The sequence below is a fragment of the Pseudomonas sp. M30-35 genome (assembly GCF_002163625.1).
Taxonomy (GTDB): domain Bacteria; phylum Pseudomonadota; class Gammaproteobacteria; order Pseudomonadales; family Pseudomonadaceae; genus Aquipseudomonas.
On the sequence record NZ_CP020892.1, the window covers coordinates 4,473,922 to 4,493,641 of the forward strand.

At 54.6% G+C, this 19,720-nt stretch carries 19 protein-coding genes, 2 tRNA genes and 1 pseudogene; 13 read left to right on the plus strand and 9 right to left on the minus strand.

What is annotated here, in order from left to right:
* The first annotated feature begins 30 nt into the window (after positions 1-30).
* On the plus strand, positions 31-1,344 hold the full coding sequence (locus tag B9K09_RS20505) for a S41 family peptidase (RefSeq protein WP_087518541.1): 1,314 nt from the start codon (positions 31-33) through the stop codon (positions 1,342-1,344).
* Positions 1,345-1,562: 218 nt separating this feature from the next.
* Here the strand turns inward: B9K09_RS20505 and B9K09_RS20510 are convergent, their stop codons facing one another.
* The 7 genes from B9K09_RS20510 to hisB all read right to left on the minus strand — a co-directional run bounded on the left by B9K09_RS20510 (position 1,563) and on the right by hisB (position 6,472).
* The gene (locus B9K09_RS20510) at positions 1,563-2,318 is read right to left on the minus strand and encodes an ABC transporter substrate-binding protein (RefSeq protein WP_087518542.1); all 756 of its coding nucleotides are present in this window, start codon (positions 2,316-2,318) and stop codon (positions 1,563-1,565) included.
* A 119-nt stretch (positions 2,319-2,437) separates the two neighbouring features.
* The gene (locus tag B9K09_RS20515; RefSeq protein WP_371917423.1) at positions 2,438-3,193 is read right to left on the minus strand and encodes a substrate-binding periplasmic protein; all 756 of its coding nucleotides are present in this window, start codon (positions 3,191-3,193) and stop codon (positions 2,438-2,440) included.
* A 135-nt stretch (positions 3,194-3,328) separates the two neighbouring features.
* The gene (gene hisF, locus B9K09_RS20520) at positions 3,329-4,099 is read right to left on the minus strand and encodes an imidazole glycerol phosphate synthase subunit HisF (RefSeq protein ID WP_087518543.1); all 771 of its coding nucleotides are present in this window, start codon (positions 4,097-4,099) and stop codon (positions 3,329-3,331) included.
* 59 nt (positions 4,100-4,158) lie between these two features.
* Positions 4,159-4,896, minus strand: a complete 738-nt coding sequence (hisA, locus tag B9K09_RS20525) for a 1-(5-phosphoribosyl)-5-[(5-phosphoribosylamino)methylideneamino]imidazole-4-carboxamide isomerase (RefSeq protein WP_087518544.1) — start codon at positions 4,894-4,896, stop codon at positions 4,159-4,161.
* An 83-nt stretch (positions 4,897-4,979) separates the two neighbouring features.
* Positions 4,980-5,240 (minus strand): DUF2164 domain-containing protein, encoded by a 261-nt coding sequence (locus B9K09_RS20530; RefSeq protein ID WP_087518545.1) that lies wholly within the window; start codon positions 5,238-5,240, stop codon positions 4,980-4,982.
* Positions 5,241-5,879 (minus strand): imidazole glycerol phosphate synthase subunit HisH, encoded by a 639-nt coding sequence (gene hisH, locus B9K09_RS20535; RefSeq protein ID WP_087518546.1) that lies wholly within the window; start codon positions 5,877-5,879, stop codon positions 5,241-5,243.
* Entirely contained in the window at positions 5,879-6,472 is a 594-nt protein-coding gene (hisB, locus tag B9K09_RS20540) for an imidazoleglycerol-phosphate dehydratase HisB (protein ID WP_010488624.1), read from the minus strand. The genes hisH and hisB overlap by 1 nt, the downstream gene beginning before the upstream one ends.
* Positions 6,473-6,925: 453 nt before the next feature.
* Between hisB and B9K09_RS20545 the strand changes: the two genes are divergently transcribed.
* From B9K09_RS20545 to B9K09_RS22875, 12 genes and pseudogenes are all read left to right on the plus strand, one after another.
* Complete coding sequence (locus B9K09_RS20545) at positions 6,926-8,035, plus strand: NAD(P)/FAD-dependent oxidoreductase (RefSeq protein ID WP_087518547.1); 1,110 nt, start codon at positions 6,926-6,928, stop codon at positions 8,033-8,035.
* A gap of 59 nt (positions 8,036-8,094) precedes the next feature.
* A complete protein-coding gene (locus tag B9K09_RS20550; protein WP_087518548.1) occupies positions 8,095-10,302 on the plus strand; it encodes an AsmA family protein in 2,208 nt (735 codons plus the stop codon).
* The gene (gene mutY, locus B9K09_RS20555) at positions 10,299-11,366 is read left to right on the plus strand and encodes an A/G-specific adenine glycosylase (RefSeq protein WP_087518549.1); all 1,068 of its coding nucleotides are present in this window, start codon (positions 10,299-10,301) and stop codon (positions 11,364-11,366) included. Before B9K09_RS20550 ends, mutY begins: the two co-directional genes overlap by 4 nt.
* The gene (locus B9K09_RS20560; RefSeq protein ID WP_087518550.1) at positions 11,363-11,635 is read left to right on the plus strand and encodes an oxidative damage protection protein; all 273 of its coding nucleotides are present in this window, start codon (positions 11,363-11,365) and stop codon (positions 11,633-11,635) included. The genes mutY and B9K09_RS20560 overlap by 4 nt, the downstream gene beginning before the upstream one ends.
* Before the next feature lie 133 nt (positions 11,636-11,768).
* Positions 11,769-11,844, plus strand: a tRNA-Phe gene (locus tag B9K09_RS20565).
* A gap of 574 nt (positions 11,845-12,418) precedes the next feature.
* Positions 12,419-13,192, plus strand: coding sequence for an ABC transporter ATP-binding protein (locus B9K09_RS20570; RefSeq protein WP_087518551.1), 774 nt, complete (start codon positions 12,419-12,421; stop codon positions 13,190-13,192).
* A gap of 17 nt (positions 13,193-13,209) precedes the next feature.
* Entirely contained in the window at positions 13,210-13,962 is a 753-nt protein-coding gene (locus B9K09_RS20575; protein ID WP_087518552.1) for an ABC transporter substrate-binding protein, read from the plus strand.
* Positions 13,963-14,014: 52 nt separating this feature from the next.
* A complete protein-coding gene (locus B9K09_RS20580) occupies positions 14,015-14,710 on the plus strand; it encodes an ABC transporter permease (protein ID WP_087518553.1) in 696 nt (231 codons plus the stop codon).
* A complete protein-coding gene (locus B9K09_RS20585; RefSeq protein WP_087518554.1) occupies positions 14,707-15,396 on the plus strand; it encodes an ABC transporter permease in 690 nt (229 codons plus the stop codon). Before B9K09_RS20580 ends, B9K09_RS20585 begins: the two co-directional genes overlap by 4 nt.
* Positions 15,397-15,427: 31 nt before the next feature.
* The gene (locus B9K09_RS20590; protein ID WP_087518555.1) at positions 15,428-16,756 is read left to right on the plus strand and encodes a methyltransferase; all 1,329 of its coding nucleotides are present in this window, start codon (positions 15,428-15,430) and stop codon (positions 16,754-16,756) included.
* Between the two features lie 181 nt (positions 16,757-16,937).
* A tRNA-Thr gene (locus tag B9K09_RS20595) sits at positions 16,938-17,013 on the plus strand.
* 106 nt (positions 17,014-17,119) lie between these two features.
* Positions 17,120-17,314, plus strand: a pseudogene (locus tag B9K09_RS22875) (site-specific integrase); the annotation flags it as partial.
* 262 nt (positions 17,315-17,576) lie between these two features.
* On the opposite strand, the gene B9K09_RS20605 reads toward B9K09_RS22875, so the two are convergent.
* Positions 17,577-18,272 carry a response regulator transcription factor gene (locus tag B9K09_RS20605; protein ID WP_087518556.1) on the minus strand — a complete coding sequence of 232 codons (696 nt, stop codon included), beginning with the start codon at positions 18,270-18,272 and terminating at the stop codon, positions 17,577-17,579.
* A gap of 11 nt (positions 18,273-18,283) precedes the next feature.
* A complete protein-coding gene (locus B9K09_RS20610; protein WP_087518557.1) occupies positions 18,284-19,717 on the minus strand; it encodes a sensor histidine kinase KdpD in 1,434 nt (477 codons plus the stop codon).
* Between the last annotated feature and the right edge of the window lie 3 nt (positions 19,718-19,720).

Below are 19,720 nucleotides of genomic sequence, written 5' to 3' on the forward strand. Positions count from 1 at the left end.
GCTTATTTATTCCGTAGGAGTCCGTTCGACATGCCGCATTTGTCCCGCCTTACCTCTCTGGCCTTAGCGATCGCCCTGCTGAGCGGCGTATCACTGTCACATGCTGCAGAGATCATTGCTCCAGCAACGGCTACGGCCAGTGATAAGGCGCCATTGCCCCTTGATGAGCTGCGCACCTTCGTTGAGGTGATGGACCGCATCAAGAGTTCTTACGTTGAGCCGGTGACCGATAAGGAACTGCTGGAAAACGCCATTAAAGGCATGATCAGCAACCTCGACCCGCACTCCGCTTACCTCGGGCCAGAGGATTTCGCTGATCTGCAAGAAAGCACCAGCGGCGAATTCGGTGGGCTCGGCATTGAAGTGGGCATGGAAGATGGCTTCGTTAAAGTCGTCTCACCGATTGATGACACTCCAGCTTCAAGAGCTGGCATTCAACCGGGCGACCTGATTATCAAAATCGACGACCAGCCTACCAAAGGCCTGTCGATGCTCGATGCTGTCGACAAGATGCGCGGCAAGGCTGGCAGTAAAATCAAATTGACGATCGTTCGTGACGGCGGCAAACCGTTCGTGGTTGAGTTGGTGCGCGCCGCGATCAAGGTGAAAAGCGTCAAGAGCCAGATGCTGGAGACTGGCTACGGCTACATTCGCATTTCTCAGTTCCAGGTCAACACCGGTGAAGAAGTCGGCAAAGCCCTGAACAAGCTGCGCAAAGACAATGGCAAGAAACTCAGCGGCCTGGTTCTCGACCTGCGTAACAACCCAGGCGGTGTGTTACAGGCGGCGGTTGAAGTAACCGATAACTTCCTCAAGAAGGGTTTGATCGTTTACACCAAAGGTCGCATCGCCAATTCTGAGCTGCGCTTCTCCGCAGACCCAGCTGACGCCAGTGAAGGTGTACCGCTGGTGGTATTGATCAACGGCGGCAGCGCTTCGGCATCTGAAATTGTCGCCGGCGCCCTGCAAGACCACAAGCGTGGCGTGCTAATGGGCACTGACAGCTTCGGTAAAGGTTCAGTACAAACCGTGCTTCCTCTCAACAACGACCGCGCGCTGAAACTGACCACCGCGCTTTACTTCACCCCCAATGGCCGCTCGATCCAGGCTCAGGGCATTGTTCCGGACATTGAAGTCAATCGTGCCAAGCTCACCCGCGAAGGCCCAGCATCAAGCCTCAACTATAAAGAGGCAGACCTGCAAGGTCACTTGGGCAACGGTAACGGCGGCGCTGACAAACCAAGCAGCAGCGCTAAAGCAGCTCAAGCGCGCCCACAAGATGATGACTTCCAGTTGAGCCAGGCATTAAGCCTGCTCAAAGGCCTGAACATCACTCGTAACTAAGCAAACCCTCGAACACCAAGGGCAAACACGTTGCTGTTTGAACCTTGGTGGACAAGCTTCGCGTTGTCGCACCCTACAGTAGGTCGGCAGCTACGCAGGGTGAATGGCGCGGTTTTCATTCACCCTTGATGCCAATAAATATCTGAGTTGTTAGCCCAAACTGCAGCCACAAAAAAACCGGCTTGGCTTATCGCCAGACCGGTTTTTATTGTGCACAGTTATAGGTAACTGTTGGTCATGTCATCAATGAAACCTTCGGTACGCAACTCATCCAGTGCTTTCTGCAGACGCTGCACGACTTCATCCGGGGTGTCTTTGTTCAATGCCAGATACAGCTCAGCTTCCTTGAAGCGCAGCACTGTATTAAGCCCACTGACACCCCCTTGCTTGGCGATATAACGCCCCACAGGATCGGTCGTTGCCCAGAGGTCAATCTTGCCGGAGATCAATTTCTTGACGTTTTCCTGATCGCGCAACGCATTGATTGGCTTCAGCCCTTCGCTCTCTAACGCCTGACTCACTGCGTCGTTCTTGTAGGCACCGACTTTGTACTGCGCCGAGTCCTTGAGATTGGCAACCTTGATGTCATTGCCAGGCGCTGCAAGCAACACCCAGCCGGTCTTAGCCAGTGGCCCAACCCACTTGAACAGTGGTTTACGCTCTTCGGTGTAGGTGGTCGAGAACAGGCCGTAGTTGGGTTTATCCAAGGTCAGGCGATACAAGCGATCCCATGGAAAGCGCAGCGTCAGCGTGTACTTGATCCCCGCACGCTTAAACATCTCCCGCACTATGTCAGCGCTAATGCCGTCGATCCCATCATCGCGAGCAAAGTTTTTATCGTCCACCGCCATGTTAAAGGGTGGAAAGTTCTCAGTCAGTAACACTACTTTGTAGTCTTCTGGTAACTCTGCATGTGCCGCGCTTGCCATCAGCGCCAGCCCGAACAACAGACCGCTCTTCACTAACTTCAGCATCTTGCTTACCCCGCCCTTATGTATTGTGATTATTGGCTAGCAACGCCTATGCCCGCAGGGCTGCGGCGCAACCCTCATACTCCCCTTAAACAAACGGGCCTTAAAAGGCCCGTTTGGTTTCACAGATAGCTATTGAGGGTGTCGTCGACAAAGCCCTCTTCGCGCATCTTGTCCAACTCAGCCTGCAGCTTCTGTACCACCTCATCCGGCACTTGGTTATTGAGTGCCAGATATAGCTCAGCCGTGTCAAAACGCAGGATTGTCTTCAAGCCAGAAACTCCTTCTTGCTTAGCGAGATAACGCCCGGCTGGATCCCCGGTGGCCCAGAGGTCAATCTGCCCAGCCATCAACTTAGTAGCATTGAGCTGATCGCGCAATGCAGTGATTGGAGACAACCCCTGCTCTTCCAGGTGCTGGGCAATCGCATCACCCTTATACGCGCCAATTTTGTACTGCTTGGCTTCTTCGAGATTCTTTACGGTAATGTTGCTATCGCCACGGGCTAAAAGAACCCAGTCATCGGGACCGATTGGCCCAACCCACTTGAACAGCTTCTCACGCTCAGGCAAACGCGCGGTCACGAAGACACCGTAGTTCGGCTTCTCTAGCGCCAATTTGTAGATACGGTCCCAAGGAAAGCGCAGTGTCAGGCTGTACTGAATACCTGCACGCTTGAACATTTCACGCACGATATCCACGGCAATACCGTCGAGATTATCTTCCTGAGCGAAGTTTTTACCGTTGATCGCCATGTTGTATGGCGGGAAGTTTTCGGTCAGTAAGACCATGCGGTAGTTTTCATCAATCTCGGCTCTCGCCACCGCAGACATCAATAGCAGTGCCCCAGCACTTGCCAACAACAGACGCTTCAACATCAATCACAACCCTAATTCAGAACTTATAATTTTAGGCGGGCTAGACTAGCCCTGTTTTTATGCAGACAACAATTGGATGTGTATAGCTGCGACTCAGGTCACCTCCCCGTGACCCGAGATAGAGCATTGGAAAGACTAACGCACAACAATGCCGCGGCTGGCCATGTAGGCTTTAGCTTCAGGCACGGTGTATTCACCGAAGTGAAAAATACTGGCCGCAAGAACCGCAGCCGCTTTGCCCTCAATAATCCCGTCAGCTAAATGCTCGAGATTACCCACGCCACCGGACGCAATAACCGGAATCCCCACGCTCTCGCTGATCGCCCGGGTAACGCCCAGATCAAAGCCGCTCTTCATGCCGTCTTGATCCATGCTGGTCAGGAGAATTTCGCCAGCGCCGAGGTCCTCCATCTTTTTCGCCCACAGCACCGCATCCAGCCCAGTTGGCTTGCGCCCGCCATGAGTGAAAATTTCCCAGCGCGGGGTTTCGCCTGGGCCAGAAACCCGCTTGGCGTCAATCGCGACAACAATGCACTGCGACCCAAAGCGCTGCGCAGCCTCACCCACAAACTCGGGGTTAAACACCGCAGCGGTGTTGATCGAGACTTTGTCAGCGCCGGCATTGAGCAGGTTACGAATATCCATCACCGTGCGCACCCCGCCACCAACGGTCAGCGGGATAAACACCTGGCTGGCCATGCGTTCAACGGTATGCAAAGTGGTGTCGCGGCCATCAACGCTTGCGGTGATGTCGAGAAAGGTAATCTCGTCAGCGCCCTGCTCATCATAACGACGGGCAATTTCTACCGGGTCACCGGCATCGCGGATGTTCTCGAATTTAACCCCTTTAACCACGCGGCCATTGTCGACGTCGAGGCAGGGAATAATACGTTTTGCCAGTGCCATGATGAAATCCTGTTTAGGGTGGACAACGCACGGGTTGCCCACCTACCGAAGCGAGTCGCTCAACCCGTGTAGCTGTCGCAAAATGCCTGCGCTTCAGCAACGTCCAAGGTGCCTTCGTAAATCGCCCGACCGGTGATTGCACCAATAATGCCCGGGGCTTTAGCGGCCAGCAGGCTTTTGATATCACCGAGGTTGTGGATACCGCCAGAAGCAATGACCGGAATCGAAGTCGCCGCCGCCAATGCCGCAGTGAAAGGTACGTTGCAACCTTGCATCATGCCGTCTTTGGCGATATCGGTATAAACGATGGCCGAGACGCCATCAGCTTCAAAGCGCTTGGCCAGGTCAATCACCTGGACGCTGCTGACTTCAGCCCAACCGTCGGTGGCGACAAAACCGTCTTTGGCATCCAGGCCGACAATGACTTTACCCGGAAAGGCTTTGCAGGCCTCAGCCACAAACTCTGGTTGCTTGACCGCCTTGGTGCCGATGATCACGTAGCTGACGCCCGCTTTAACGTAGTGCTCGATGGTTTCCAGCGAGCGAATACCGCCACCGATCTGGATCGGCAGATTTGGGTAGCGCTTGGCGATTGCAGTGACCACATCGCCATTGACCGGCTGGCCTTCGAATGCGCCATTCAGATCGACCAGATGCAAGCGACGGCAGCCACCGTCTACCCACTTGGCAGCCATGCTCACCGGGTCATCGGAAAACACCGTTGAGTCTTCCATACGGCCTTGGCGCAGACGCACACAGGCGCCGTCTTTGAGGTCAATCGCGGGGATAATCAGCATCGGTTGAACCTATTCAAGTCTTATCATTAATCCAAGAGAGCCGCTGAATGCCTCAAGCCTGTGCGGGGCGGTTCAGCGGTTCGTTAACTTTTTTCGAGTGCCCACAAGTCGCTTTCGATGCTCTCAAACCGGTCTCTAAGCACGGTTTGCACATCATCAACAGCCTTGTTGTAGTAAAGCGGCGCGATCTCGCGGTTGAACAGCTCGAGAATCTCCTGCACTTCAAACGAGCCCAACTCAAGTTCGAAGCGCTGATCGAGAAACTTCTGCAGGCTGGCCACGGCAGCCGCCTCCTGAGCAGGCTCAAGGGCCAGAATAGCGGCTTTATCCTTGGCCCGAGCCATTTACCAGCGACCGTCCCATGCCGCGAAGTTCTGCAGCAATTGCAGGCCATGGGTGTGGCTTTTTTCTGGATGGAACTGCACGGCAAAGCGCGAGCCATCAGCCAGCGCTGCGGCAAAATCGTTGCCGTAATGCCCGCGACCAACCACTTGCTTAGGATTGCCCGCTTCGATGTAGTAGCTGTGCACGAAGTAGAAGCGCGCCATGTCAGGGATGTTGTGCCACAGCGGGTGCTTGACCGTTTGCGCGACTTCATTCCAGCCCATGTGCGGTACTTTCAGCGCTTCGCCATCTTCAACCTGGCCCTTGCCAAAGAAACGCACGGAGCCGGGAAACTGGCCAATGCAATCTATGCCGCCATTCTCTTCGCTGCGATCCATCAACGCCTGCATACCCACGCAAATGCCAAGGAACGGGCGATCCTGACTGACTTCACGCACTAGCTGGTCGAAACCCAAACGACGGATTTCAGCCATGCAGTCACGAATCGCACCGACGCCGGGAAACACTACGCGGTCAGCTTCGCGAATCACCTGAGCATCGCTGGTCACTAGCACGCGGCCTGCGCCAACGTGCTCAAGCGCCTTGGACACCGAGTGCAGGTTGCCCATGCCGTAGTCAATCACGGCGACTGTCTGCATCAGAGCACGCCCTTGGTCGACGGCATCTGACCAGCCATACGCGGATCAAGCTCAACCGCCATACGCAACGCGCGACCGAATGCCTTGAACACGGTTTCGATCTGGTGGTGCGTATTGGTGCCGCGCAGATTGTCGATGTGCAGACTCACCAGTGCGTGGTTAACGAAGCCTTGGAAAAACTCCTGAAACAGGTCAACGTCAAAACCGCCAACGACCGCACGGGTGAATGGCACATGCATCTGCAAGCCAGGACGACCCGAGAAGTCGATGACCACTCGCGACAGCGCTTCGTCCAACGGCACATAAGAGTGGCCGTAACGAGTCATGCCTTTTTTGTCGCCGATGGCTTTGGTAAACGCCTGGCCGAGGGTAATGCCAACATCTTCGACGGTGTGGTGGTCGTCAATGTGCAGGTCGCCTTTACACTCGATATCGAGATCAATCAGGCCGTGGCGAGCGATCTGGTCAAGCATATGCTCAAGAAATGGCACGCCGATGTCGAATCGCGCCTTGCCAGTACCATCTAGGTTGATCGAGACCTTGATTTGGGTCTCCAGTGTGTTGCGCTCGACGAATGCCGTACGTTCGGCCATCACCTGCTCCACTCAATCGTTGTGCAAAAGGGTAGCCATTATAGGCAGCCTTATCCGCAGCGGCTACCGGCGATGACCAATGCTGACGCCCACGAATCACCATTAGTAAGAAATTCATCCTAACAAAGCACCTGCACTGGATTTTTAAGCGCCCGATCCATCTCTAAGGAACCTCTGAAAAAGGTAGCGAGCGACGATAGTACAAGGCAAAAAAGTGCGAAAAAGCGACCGGGGTCGCGCTCGACTTTAGTTGGCCTAAATGAGTATTTTGAGCAGTTTTTTAACGCAGCAAGGGCTGCCCCAGTAATATCTAGCGCAGTAGTTTTTCAGAGGCTCCCTAAAAGCTGCCGCGCAGGTTCGTACATATTCACGATGCCATCCAACTGAGCTTTGCGGCACTGGCGCTAATAACGCTATAACGACTGACTATGCTTACTTTGAAGACTGCCCATCATGGACAAAATTGACCGTTTGATCATCGGCGCCGGCGCCCTGGGCCTTGCCTGCGCAGCCCGCCTCGCCAAACCCGGCGAAAGCACCTTGATTGTGGATAACGAAAAACTCATCGGCAGCCATACATCAAGTCGTAACTCCGAAGTGATTCACGCAGGTATTTACTACGCCGCAGATTCACTCAAAGCACAGTTATGCCTTGAAGGTCGCGACCGACTGTATGCGTGGTGTGAGAAGTATCACGTGCCACATCAGCGCATCGGCAAGCTATTGGTTGCGGTCAATGATGCTGAGCGTAGCAACCTTGCAGCCATCGCCGAAAACGCTAAAGCCTGCGACGTTAATGATTTACAAAGCATCAGCCAGCAACAACTTCACAGCCTCGAACCCGCAGTGCGCGGCGTGGAGGCGCTGTTATCTCCGAGCACCGGCATCATCGACAGCCATACTTATTTACAATCTCTGCTTGCCCGCGCCGAACACAATGGCGCGCAACTGGTGCTCGACACACGCATAGAGCGGCTCGAACCGACCTCTGACGGCTGGCTTGCACATGGCTCAAGTGGCGGCGAACCCTTTAGCCTCCATACCCAGCAAGTGCTAAACGCTGGCGGCCTGTTTGCTCAGCAACTGGCGCACAACACCCACGGCCTTAGCGCTGATTTGATCCCAACGCTGCACCTGTGCCAAGGTCGCTACTTCAGTTACAGCGGGCGCTCACCGTTTAGCCACTTGATCTACCCAATGCCGGAGGCCAACGCAACCGGACTGGGCATTCATGCCACGCTAGACCTCGCTGGCCAGTTACGTTTCGGCCCAGACACTCGCTACGTTGAGCAAGTTGATTACAGCGTTGATCCCGGCTTGCTTGAGCCTTTTGCACAAGCAATCCGCCGATATTTTCCGAAACTCGACAGCTCTCGCCTTGTGCCGGGTTACAGTGGCGTCCGTCCAAAGCTGTCCAGGCTAGGGGAACCGGCTGCAGACTTCGTCATCCAAACCAGCACAGACCACGGTTTGCAGGGGCTGATCAACCTATTTGGAATCGAGTCGCCGGGTCTTACTGCCAGCCTGGCAATTGCCGAACGAGTTGCGGGCGTTAATTTGTAACCCACGCAACGCTATACTTGCCTGTTTATATTCAAGTTAATGCATACAAGGAATCGATCATGAAATCGCTCGGCAAAATCCTGGGTTTATTCTTCCTCGGACTGCTGCTGATCATTGTGGCGCTGGGCTTTGCCCTGACCCACTTGTTCGATCCCAACGACTATAAAGACGAGATCCGCGATCTTGCCCGCGAGAAAGCCAACCTTGAGCTAACACTCAACGGCGATATTGGCTGGAGCCTGTTCCCATGGCTAGGTCTTGAGCTGACCGACGCAACCCTGGCCAGCGCCGACACCCCGGATAAGCCGTTTGCAGACCTGCGCTTGCTCGGGTTATCCGTGCGTGTATTGCCGTTGCTGCGCAAAGAAGTGCAGATGAGCGACATCCGCGTTGATGGCCTTAATCTCAACCTCGACATCGATGATAAAGGTCACAGCAACTGGGAAAACGTCGGCCACCCAAAAAAGACTGCCAGCACAACTGATGACTCTGCTGCCAAGCCTGAACAAAGCGCCCCGGCGACAACAACCCAGACCAGTGAACCGGTCAAGCTGGATATTGATAGCTTGATCGTCAACAGCGCCCGGGTTAATTATCACAACGCCCAGAAAGGCCAACAGTTCAGCGCTGAAAGCATCCAACTGACCACCGGCGCGATCCAGGAAGGCGCCAGCGTACCGGTCAAGCTCAGCGCTTTCTTTGGCATCAACAAACCGGTAATGCGCGCCCGCACTGAGCTGCAAGGCGATCTGCGCTTTGACCGAGTCTTGCAGCGTTATGAACTTGAAAACGCAAAAATCTCCGGCGAAGCATCCGGCGAACCCCTTAACGGTCAAACACTGACTTATGCCCTGCAAGGCCAGTTGACCGTTGATATGGCGGCCAACATTGCACGATGGAGCAGCTTGAAGCTCTCTGCCAACCAGCTTCGCGCGATTGGCGATATCGAGGTTACCGACCTGCGCAACAAGCCCAAGCTCAGTGGCGGCTTGTCTATTGCGGAAGTTAACCTGCTCCAGTTCCTGAAAGGCATTGGTCAGGAAATTCCTGCCAGAAACGACGAAAACACCTTGGCCAAGTTTGAACTGGTGACCCGCCTTAGCGGCGGCCCAGCCAGCATCAAACTCAATGAAATGACGCTCAAGCTCGACGACACCACCTTCACCGGCGAGCTGGCGGTTGACGATTTCGCCAAACAGGCACTGCGCGTAAACCTTAAAGGCGACAAACTAGACCTTGACCGTTACCTGCCGCCAAAGTCGAAAGAAGCCAGTGCACGTGATGCCGAAGTCAAGCAAAGCGTAGCCAGCGCCGGTGCTTCAGGCACTTCAGCGCTGCCTAAGGCACCGACCCAGCAAGCATGGAGCACCGACCAGGTACTCCCAATCGATCGCCTGCGCAAACTCGACATGCAAGTTGCACTGAAGCTTGATCATTTAACGGCAGACAAACAAAACTTCAGCGATGTCGACCTGCAAGCCAAAAGCGCAGGCGGCCTGCTCACTCTCGACAACGCCAGCGGCAAACTCGGCAGCGGCAGCTTTGTAGCCAAGGCACGAGTCGACGTGCGCCCAGCTACGCCTGTACTTAGCCTGCAAAGCACCATCAAAAGCCTGCAAGTCGAACCGTTTCTGACTACCGCTAAAAACAAAGCACCGGTCAAAGGCCTGCTCGACCTGCAAGCTAATCTGACCACTAATGGCAACAGTCAAAAAGCCTGGATCGAAGCACTCAATGGCACCAGCAGCTTTGCTCTGGAAAACGGCGTGCTGGTCGATGCCAACCTCGAGCAGCAAATCTGCCAAGGCATTGCCACGCTTAACCGCAAGCAACTGACCCGCGAGGTCAGCGGCAAGGACACTCCGTTTAAAACCCTGAACGGTAATCTGACCTTCCGTAATGGCGTTGCCAGTAATCCCGACTTGAAGGTCGAGGTACCCGGCCTGGATGTGACGGGTGACGGCGACCTCGATCTGCGCGTGCTGGGCCTGGACTATCGCATCGGCGTCACCCTGATCGGTGACACCCGTGCAATGCCAGACCCGGCCTGCCAGGTTAACGAACGCTACGTCGGCCTTGAATGGCCAATTCGCTGCCGTGGTCCGCTTGAACTTGGCGCTAAAGCTTGCCGTCTCGATAAAGATGGCCTGGGTAAGATTGCAGCCAAATTAGCGGGCGAAAAACTCACCGAGAAGCTCGAAGAAAAACTCGGCGACAAAGTCAGCCCGGAACTAAAAGACGCACTCAAGGGCCTGTTCAAGCGATGAGTCCAGAGCAGTTTTCAACAGCTGTTCTGCAATGGTATGACCTGCACGGCCGCAAAGACTTGCCCTGGCAACAGGGCATAACACCCTATCGCGTCTGGGTGTCTGAAATCATGCTCCAGCAGACCCAAGTCAGCACTGTCCTGGGTTACTTCGACCGGTTTATGGATGCGCTGCCAACGGTGCGCGACTTGGCCGAAGCAGCAGAAGATGAAGTGCTGCATTTATGGACCGGGCTGGGGTATTACACTCGCGCCCGCAACCTGCAAAAAACCGCCAAACTGGTGATGAGCGAGCACGGTGGAGAGTTTCCACGCGACCTTGAAGCACTGATCGCCCTGCCCGGCATTGGTCGCTCTACAGCGGGCGCTATCGCCAGCTTGAGCATGAACCTGCGCGCGCCGATTCTCGACGGCAACGTCAAACGCGTTCTGGCTCGTTATGTCGCGCAAGAGGGATATCCCGGCGAACCCAAAGTTGCCAAGCAATTGTGGGATGTCGCTGAACGCTTCACTCCGCAGCAGCGCGTGAATAACTACACCCAAGCGATGATGGACCTCGGCGCGACGCTCTGCACTCGCAGCAAGCCAAGCTGCCTGCTTTGCCCGCTTAAAACGGGTTGTCAGGCGCACCTGCTGGGTCTGGAAATCCGCTACCCGATCCCAAAACCGCGCAAAACGCTGCCGCAAAAACGCACACTGATGCCGATACTGGCCAACCGTGAAGGCGATATTCTGCTTTATCGCAGGCCGTCCAGCGGTCTTTGGGGCGGTTTATGGAGCTTGCCGGAGCTATCTGACCTGCAAGAGCTAGAATTACTCGCCAATAGCCATCAGCTGAATTTAGGCGCGCGCCAACAACTCGCCGACCTCACTCATACCTTTAGCCACTTCCAACTGGCTATTGAGCCATGGTTAATCAACGTCACCACAGCTCCGGCTAGCGTGGCCGAGGCCGACTGGCTCTGGTATAACCTCGCCCAACCGCCGCGCCTGGGCCTTGCTGCCCCGGTCAAAAAGTTACTGAAACGCGCGGCAGATGCCTTGAATGCAGGAGAATTGTCATGACTCGTACCGTGATGTGCCGCAAGCACAAGCAAGAACTTCCAGGCCTTGAGCGCCCGCCATACCCAGGCGCCAAAGGTGAAGACATCTTCAACAACGTCTCCAAGCAAGCGTGGGATGAGTGGCAAAAACACCAAACCCTGCTGATCAACGAGCGTCGCTTGAACATGATGAACGCCGAGGACCGCAAATTCCTCCAGGCCGAGATGGACAAGTTCTTGTCTGGCGAAGATTACGCACAAGCCGAAGGTTATGTGCCTCCCAGCGAGTAAATTCGACCGAGGGTGAAACTGATCAAAACTTGATCGATTTAACCCGAATTCACCGTAAGCGCCCGTTATCTTTAAATATTTTTCATACCGGCGCTTGACATGCCCTCGTCAAATCCGTCTAATACGCCCCGTTGCCCAGATAGCTCAGTCGGTAGAGCAGGGGATTGAAAATCCCCGTGTCGGCGGTTCGATTCCGTCTCTGGGCACCACTAATTGATTTCAGGTGGTGTCAACAGCATCTGAAAGCCCACAAGAAACCCGCCTAGTGCGGGTTTTTTGTTGCCTGAGTTTCACCTTGCTACCTAAAGCCGCCAACCCCCACTGAAGCACTGCATGTGTTGCCAGGCATTCGACGTATCCAATCAGAAAGCGGGCAGACCAAGGATTGCTTGTTCCTATCAGTGAGGGCGCAAAGCATATTCCCGAGCATGCCATGCAAGCCCGTCGCCTATCGCTAGCATTGAGAGCTGTTGCTCGGGCATAATTTATCTAATTTTGCAGCGTATTCAGCTCTTTAGCGCACATTTGCGCGCAGTACTCAGCAAATTGTTTTAGCGTAGACTCGAACAACCCTGTTTTAGCCAGTTGGATAAAACGTCAGGCACGCATGGCGTTTTTTGTATCTGCGCGACAGGCAACTGCAGTGATGCGACACCCTCGCGCACTCAGACCCGATACCGGCTCTGGCCCGCTTGGCGCTCCATAAGACGCTGTGCTAGCTTGGCGCTTTAATAGGATGGCCAATTGATACTTGGCGCAAATCCAATAACAAGAGGACAACCCATGGCCGATGCAGCTGCCGCGCTGGAAATCCGCAACCTGCACAAGCGCTACGGCGACCTCGAAGTGCTTAAAGGCATTTCCCTCACCGCCCGTGATGGCGATGTGATCTCTATTCTGGGTTCCTCCGGTTCAGGCAAATCAACCTTTCTGCGTTGCATCAACCTGCTGGAAAACCCACACAAGGGACAAATCATTGTCTCGGGTGAAGAACTCAAACTGAAATCCGCAAAAAATGGCGAACTGATTGCTGCTGATGGCAAACAGATAAATCGCCTGCGCAGCGAAATCGGTTTTGTATTCCAGAACTTCAATTTGTGGCCGCACATGAGCGTGCTCGATAACATCATCGAAGCACCGCGCCGCGTACTGGGCCAGAGCAAAGCCGAGGCGATTGAAACCGCTGAAGCATTGCTGGCAAAAGTGGGTATTGCCGACAAACGCCACGTTTACCCCAACCAACTTTCTGGCGGACAGCAACAGCGCGCAGCCATCGCTCGTACACTGGCGATGCAGCCAAAAGTTATTCTCTTCGATGAACCTACTTCGGCACTCGACCCGGAGATGGTACAAGAAGTGCTTAATGTGATCCGCGCACTCGCAGATGAAGGCCGCACCATGTTACTGGTCACCCACGAGATGAATTTCGCTCGTCAGGTTTCCAGTGAAGTGGTTTTCCTGCATCAGGGCCTGGTAGAAGAACAAGGAACGCCCGAGCAGGTGTTTGATAACCCTGACTCGGTGCGTTGCAAACAATTCATGTCAAGCAATAGCTAACACGGAGCAACATTGGAATGCAAAACTACAAAAAGATCTTACTGGTTGCAGCCGCCACTCTGGCTTTCGGCACCAGCGCAGTCGCCGCAGACAAACTGAAACTCGGTACAGAGGGTGCTTACCCTCCGTTCAACCTGATTGACGCAAGCGGCAAAGTTGGCGGCTTCGACGTCGAAATTGGTCAAGCACTTTGCGCCAAGATGAAAACCGAATGTGAAGTCGTGACTTCCGACTGGGACGGTATCATTCCAGCACTGAACGCTAAGAAGTTCGACTTCCTGATCGCCTCGATGTCGATCACCGAAGAGCGTAAGCAAGCAGTTGATTTCACCGATCCGTACTACACCAACAAGCTGCAGTTCATTGCACCAAAAGACAAAACCTTCACCACTGACAAAGCCAGCCTCGATGGCAAAGTGATTGGTGCTCAGCGCGCGACCATCGCCGGTACGTGGCTGGAAGACAACCTGGATGGCGTTGTCGACATCAAGCTGTACGACACCCAGGAAAACGCTTACCTAGACCTGTCGTCTGGCCGTCTTGATGGCGTACTGGCTGACACCTTCGTCAACTGGGAATGGCTGAAAAGCGATGCGGGCAAGAGCTTTGAATTCAAAGGCGACCCGGTATTCGACAACGACAAGATCGGTATTGCCGTGCGTAAGAACGACCCTCTGCGCGAGAAGCTCAATGCTGCTCTGAAAGAGATCGTTGCTGACGGTACTTACAAGAAGATCAACGACAAGTACTTCCCTTTCAGCATTTACTAAGCTGCTAGCTTTGCGCCGCCCTTTACTGGGCGGCGCAAACATCTGAGCCCCCATGAATTTCGACCTCTACGGATTCGGCCCCGCACTCGCTGCCGGTACCTTGATGACCATTAAGCTGGCGCTTTCTGCGCTGGTATTGGGTTTGGTACTTGGGCTGCTTGGCGCACTGGCCAAAACATCGCCTTACAAGCCAGTGCAGTGGCTGGGCGGGACCTATTCAACGATTGTGCGCGGCATCCCCGAACTGCTTTGGGTACTGCTGATTTATTTCGGCACCGTTAGCATGATGCGCACACTGGCTGACTTTCTAGGCATTGAAAGCCTGGAGCTGAGCCCCTTTGCTGCTGGTGTAATCGCACTCGGCATCTGCTTCGGCGCGTACGCGACTGAAGTTTTTCGTGGCGCTATTTTGGCCATTCCCAAAGGCCACCGCGAAGCGGGTCAGGCGCTGGGCATGTCTAAACCACGTATTTTCTGGCGTTTGATTCTGCCACAAATGTGGCGCATCGCCCTGCCCGGCCTTGGCAACCTGTTCATGATTTTGATGAAAGACACAGCCTTGGTTTCGGTGATCGGCCTGAATGAAATCATGCGTCGCTCGCAAATTGCTGTTACCGCGAGCAAAGAACCTTTCACCTTCTTCCTGGTTGCCGCATTTATTTATCTTGGCCTGACCGTCATTGCCATGACTGGCATGTACTTCCTTGAAAAACGCGCGGGTCGCGGATTTAGCAGGAGCGCCGCATGAACTGGGAAGTCATCATCAAGTGGCTGCCACGCCTGGCTGAAGGCGCGGTACTGACCCTGGAGCTAGTCGCAATCGCGGTGGTTGCCGGGTTGATTCTAGCGATACCAATGGGCATCGCCCGCTCCTCAAAGAACCTGCTGGTTCGCGGCATCCCTTACGGCTACATATTTTTCTTTCGCGGCACACCGCTGCTGGTTCAGCTGTTTTTGGTGTATTACGGCCTCGCCCAGTTTGATGCAGTGCGTAATGGGCCGCTATGGCCGATCTTGCGCGACCCGTTTTGGTGCGCAGTGATCACCATGACGCTGCACACCACCGCGTATATTGCCGAGATTCTGCGCGGCGCAATTCAGGCAGTCCCCCAGGGTGAAGTAGAAGCTGCGCGAGCACTTGGCATGTCACAAACCCAAGCCATGCTGCGTATTATTCTGCCGCGCGCGGCACGTATCGGCCTACCCGCGTACAGCAACGAAGTCATCCTGATGCTCAAGGCCAGCGCGCTTGCCAGCACCGTGACCTTACTCGAACTTACTGGCATGGCGCGGACGATCATCGCCCGGACTTACCTGCCAGTGGAGATTTTCTTTGCTGCCGGTCTGTTCTATCTGGTGATTGCCTTCATCCTCGTTCAAGCATTCAAATTGCTTGAACGCTGGTTGCGCGTAGACGCCTGCCAAGGCCGTTAAATGCCGCAGGCCGCAAAGGCCTGCGGCCTTCATGAAGACACCGCAAATGCCATCACCCAACGATTTAGCCAAACACTTCGAGGCGCTAAATCGTTTTCTTAGCGAGCATCAAGCACTCTGGCGACCGCGCCCATTCAGCGATCGCCCCATGGCGTGGGAACAAACCCACCCGCAATTAGCGATCTGGCTGAAAGCACGTAGTCTTGCCGATGCTGAACAGGCTCAAGCTGAACCGCACAAACTAAAGGCGCCTGAGCCCTTTATCAGCTTGGCCGAACAGGCCCAGGCGCTGTGCCAGATTGCTCCGCTGCCACACATAAATGGCCCTCAATTGCCCAGCCGTTTGAGCAATGACATCCCGGGGCGTAAATGGCTGCAAATTCAGGCATTCGCCAACAGCTTGAGCTTTGAAAAACCAACGCGGCACTGGCTCGACTGGTGCTCAGGCAAGGGCCACCTTGGGCGATTATTAGCCCGACAAGGCCAGCCATTGAGCTGTTTTGAATATGACCCCCAGCTTGTGGATAAAGGTGCACAGCTAAGCCAAAAGCTGGGCATCAATGCGCAACATATTGAGCAGGATGTACTGGCAACAGACGCTGGGAAATGGCTCAAAACCGAGCACACACCAGTGGCGCTACATGCCTGTGGCGACCTGCATGTTCGACTGATGCGACTGGCAAGCGAGGCTGGCTGCGAGCAACTGGCAATCGCCCCTTGCTGCTACAACCGCATCAGCAGCAGCCACTATCAGCCGCTGTCAAAAATCGCTCAAGCAAGCAAACTTCAACTGTCGATCCAGGACCTCGGCCTGCCCCTCAGCGAGACCGTAACCGCCGGTAGCCGGGTGCGTAAACAACGCGACATTTCCATGGCCCGACGCTTGGCCTTTGACTGCCTACAGCGCGAATTACGTGGGCTAGACGAATATTTACCAACGCCTTCACTGGCGTCCGCCTGGCTTAACAAACCCTTCGCCGAGTTCTGTATCGATCTCGCCAAGCTGAAAGATATTGCGCCTCCGCCCACCACAACCGACTGGGCCAAACTTGAAGCCAAAGGCTGGCAACTATTAGCACAGGTGCGCAATCTCGAGTTACTACGCGGCTTGTTTCGCCGACCGCTAGAAGTCTGGTTACTGCTCGACCGCGCCCTGTATTTGTGCGAACGCGGCTACACCGTTCAGCTCGGCAGCTTCTGTTCGCGCGAGCTAACCCCGCGCAACCTTATGCTGGTCGCTGAGCGTATCGCTTCTGCCACTGAAGCTGTGGATAACTTTGTTGATAGATTCTGCAAAAGCCGCTCTAAAGCCGCTGCGATCTCACTGACAAAAAACCGACTATTTTCGGCCAATAATTAATAACCAACAAAAACATAAGCTTGCATGACAGAGTGATGACAAGCACCTCAGGCTAATACAAATTGATTAATTACTAACCAATTGTGCATAAGAAATTCGCTGCTCATAGCTAGACGAACAAAAAACTCCACTAAAAGCCCTTGTCAGCCAGAAACTTATCTATATAATGCGCCCCACAAATGCCGGTATAGCTCAGTTGGTAGAGCAACTGACTTGTAATCAGTAGGTCCCGAGTTCGACTCTTGGTGCCGGCACCATACAAAACAAAGACTGCATGCAATTTGCTGTTTTTGACGCCGTAATCAGATGTTCCCGAGGTACAGTTCCAGCACAGTCCCGTACTGAGCACACCTCGGAGAGCGTATGGCAACCCTAGTAAAAACTCCCCAAGGCACATGGAAAGCGGTAATCCGCAAGTCCGGTTGACCTCCAGCATCAAAAGCCTTCAGAACCAAACGTAATGCCGAAGATTGGGCGCGTCGCACCGAAGATGAATTAGTGCTCAGTGCCTACATCGAACGCAGCGCATCTGAGCGGCTAACGCTGGAATCTGCATTGCATTTGAGTCGTACCGCCTTTTGAGTCCAGCGTTGAGATGTCCTTACCCTTGATCAGGTACACCTCCGGAGATTAGCCCCAACTGTCCGCACCGCTTTTGTTCATGACTGGAAGGAAAGCGCGTTTGGTACTCATCGGGGTTCTGGAGTGATCGCAACTCTCGCGTCGTCAGCATCCTCGACTCTATGATCGGACCACCTTAGTCGCTGCGAAGTGGCCCTTGAGGTTTCAACGCCACGCAACGACTCGACGCTCGCAACGATCATCGAACAATCGCCGGTGCGGTAAATGTATAGCCGACGCCATAGACCACCTTGATGGGAGCTTGCAGGTTGGTGTGTTCATCTACCTTGCGACGAAGTCGGCTGACGACGGCATCGAGATACCGGTTGTCGAAATGAGCCCTTGGTCGGGCAATCGTCTCCACCAGTTTCTCTCGATCACAAACGCCCCCCTCGGAGTCGCAAAGCGTACTCAAGAGAGTAAACTCGGTCGCGGTCAGCTTGAGCGAATGCTGGTTTGGTGCTGTTAGCGTCCAGTTTCTGCTGTCCAATACCCAGTGTTCTCCGGTGTTGTCCGTTGCATCGGCCAGGCCACCTGTCCGCCGCAACAGGCTGCGGATTGCCGCTTCGATCTCCCGCAACGTACTGTGCTTGACGAGATAGATGTCAGCGCCACTTTCAAAGCCTCGTATACGGTCGTCACTATCGCTTAGTGCCGTAAGCATGATGATGCCGCAGCGATGGGCCGCGCGAATTTCGCTGGCGAGCTCAAACCCGTTTCCGTCTGGCAGCCCGACATCAAGAATGATGATGTCAGGTAGCTCGCTATCCAACAGCGTCTGACGCAGGCCTTCAGCCGTCGCGACACCTTCAGCCGTAAAGCCGCACAGTTTGAGGAAGTCAACGAGATCCTTTCGGAGTCGCAGTTCGTCTTCAACAATCAATACGTGCGTCAAGTCATCGCCTCCTATGGCTTCGCCGACTGGGTTGCTTCGTTTGGCAGCGGCACGCGCAAGACGGCCACCGTCCCCCTCCCCTCATTGGCGAGTAACTCCAGTGTGCCACCATGGTAGGCCAGTAGTTTGCGGGACGCGTAGAGGCCGAGCCCGGTGCCGGTCGCGGCCTTGGTGTTGGAGGCCCGATAGAAACGTCGTCCGATCTTGGGCAATTCGTTTTTCGGTATGCCGATGCCGTGATCACGCACCCGGATATTGAAGAAACCGACTTCGACCCAGAAATCGATATAAACGGGCTGGCCCTCTGGCGAGTATTTGAGCGCATTGTCAATAAGATTGATAACGATCGTCGCCATCATGCCTGGATCGACGAATATCGATGCTGCCTCGTGCTCTGTCTGGAAATACAAACGTTCACTGCGGCCGCCCATTTCGAAATGCAATTGCACATCGGCGATAAGAGATGCCATAGGCATTGATTCGGGCTGAAAGCCATTTTCTCGGTCGTTCGACATAAAGCGATCGATCAGGGAGAACAGTCGGTCCAACGCCTCACCAATGCCGGAGAGGCGTTCCTTCGTTGCCTCATGAGATCTATCGCCGACAAGGCCAATCATATCGACCGCATTACGGATGATCGCCAACGGGGTGCGAAACTCGTGACTGACAACGCGCATGAAGTCAGCCTGCTCCTCACGAAGCGCACGTTCAGACTCAAGACTGGTGTTCAACTGGTCTTGTAACTTACGCCGTTCCAGCACTTCCCGTGACAGGGCGTCATTCTTCTCGCGCAGATCAGCTGAGAGCCGTGAACTGACCATGAAGAGCAGGCAGGCGAACAAGGCGATCTGGAACAGAATACCTTGCAGCAGATACCAGGTGTTGCGGTCGTTCATAACAGTGACATCCTGCGAAGTGGCCGGAAACCAGAATTCGATGGCACTGTGAATGATGCTCGCTGCCATGTAATAGGCAAGCACGCCAAGCGTCATCCAACGCAAAAGCCAGGGTTGTGTCCGGTCTCGCAGCAGCACCAGCGACATGGCCGACATAGCGATCACGGTGAAGAGAGTGGATGTGTGGATGCGGATCGCGATGCTGCTTGGGTCAACGACCATCGCGATGCTCCAGATCACGACATAGCAAATGAGCAGACAGATGCCAACCCAGGTGTAGCGCGACTGCCCCAGAAAACGTGCCAGGCCTACTGCAAGCAGAACCAACCCCAGCTTGATAACGGCATTGGACAGGACGATGGACCAGACTGCTGGCTGCTCCTCTCGCAGGAGCAATAGGAGAAGCCCTATGGCAATTGCCTTAAACCCTACCGCGAGAAACTTGAGCTCGTAGAGATGACGCCACGCCAACCAGACAAAGAGCCAAGCAACCGCCTGCAGACTGGCGGTGGCCAGGCTGACGATCAGCACTGTCTTGAGATCAAGCATCGC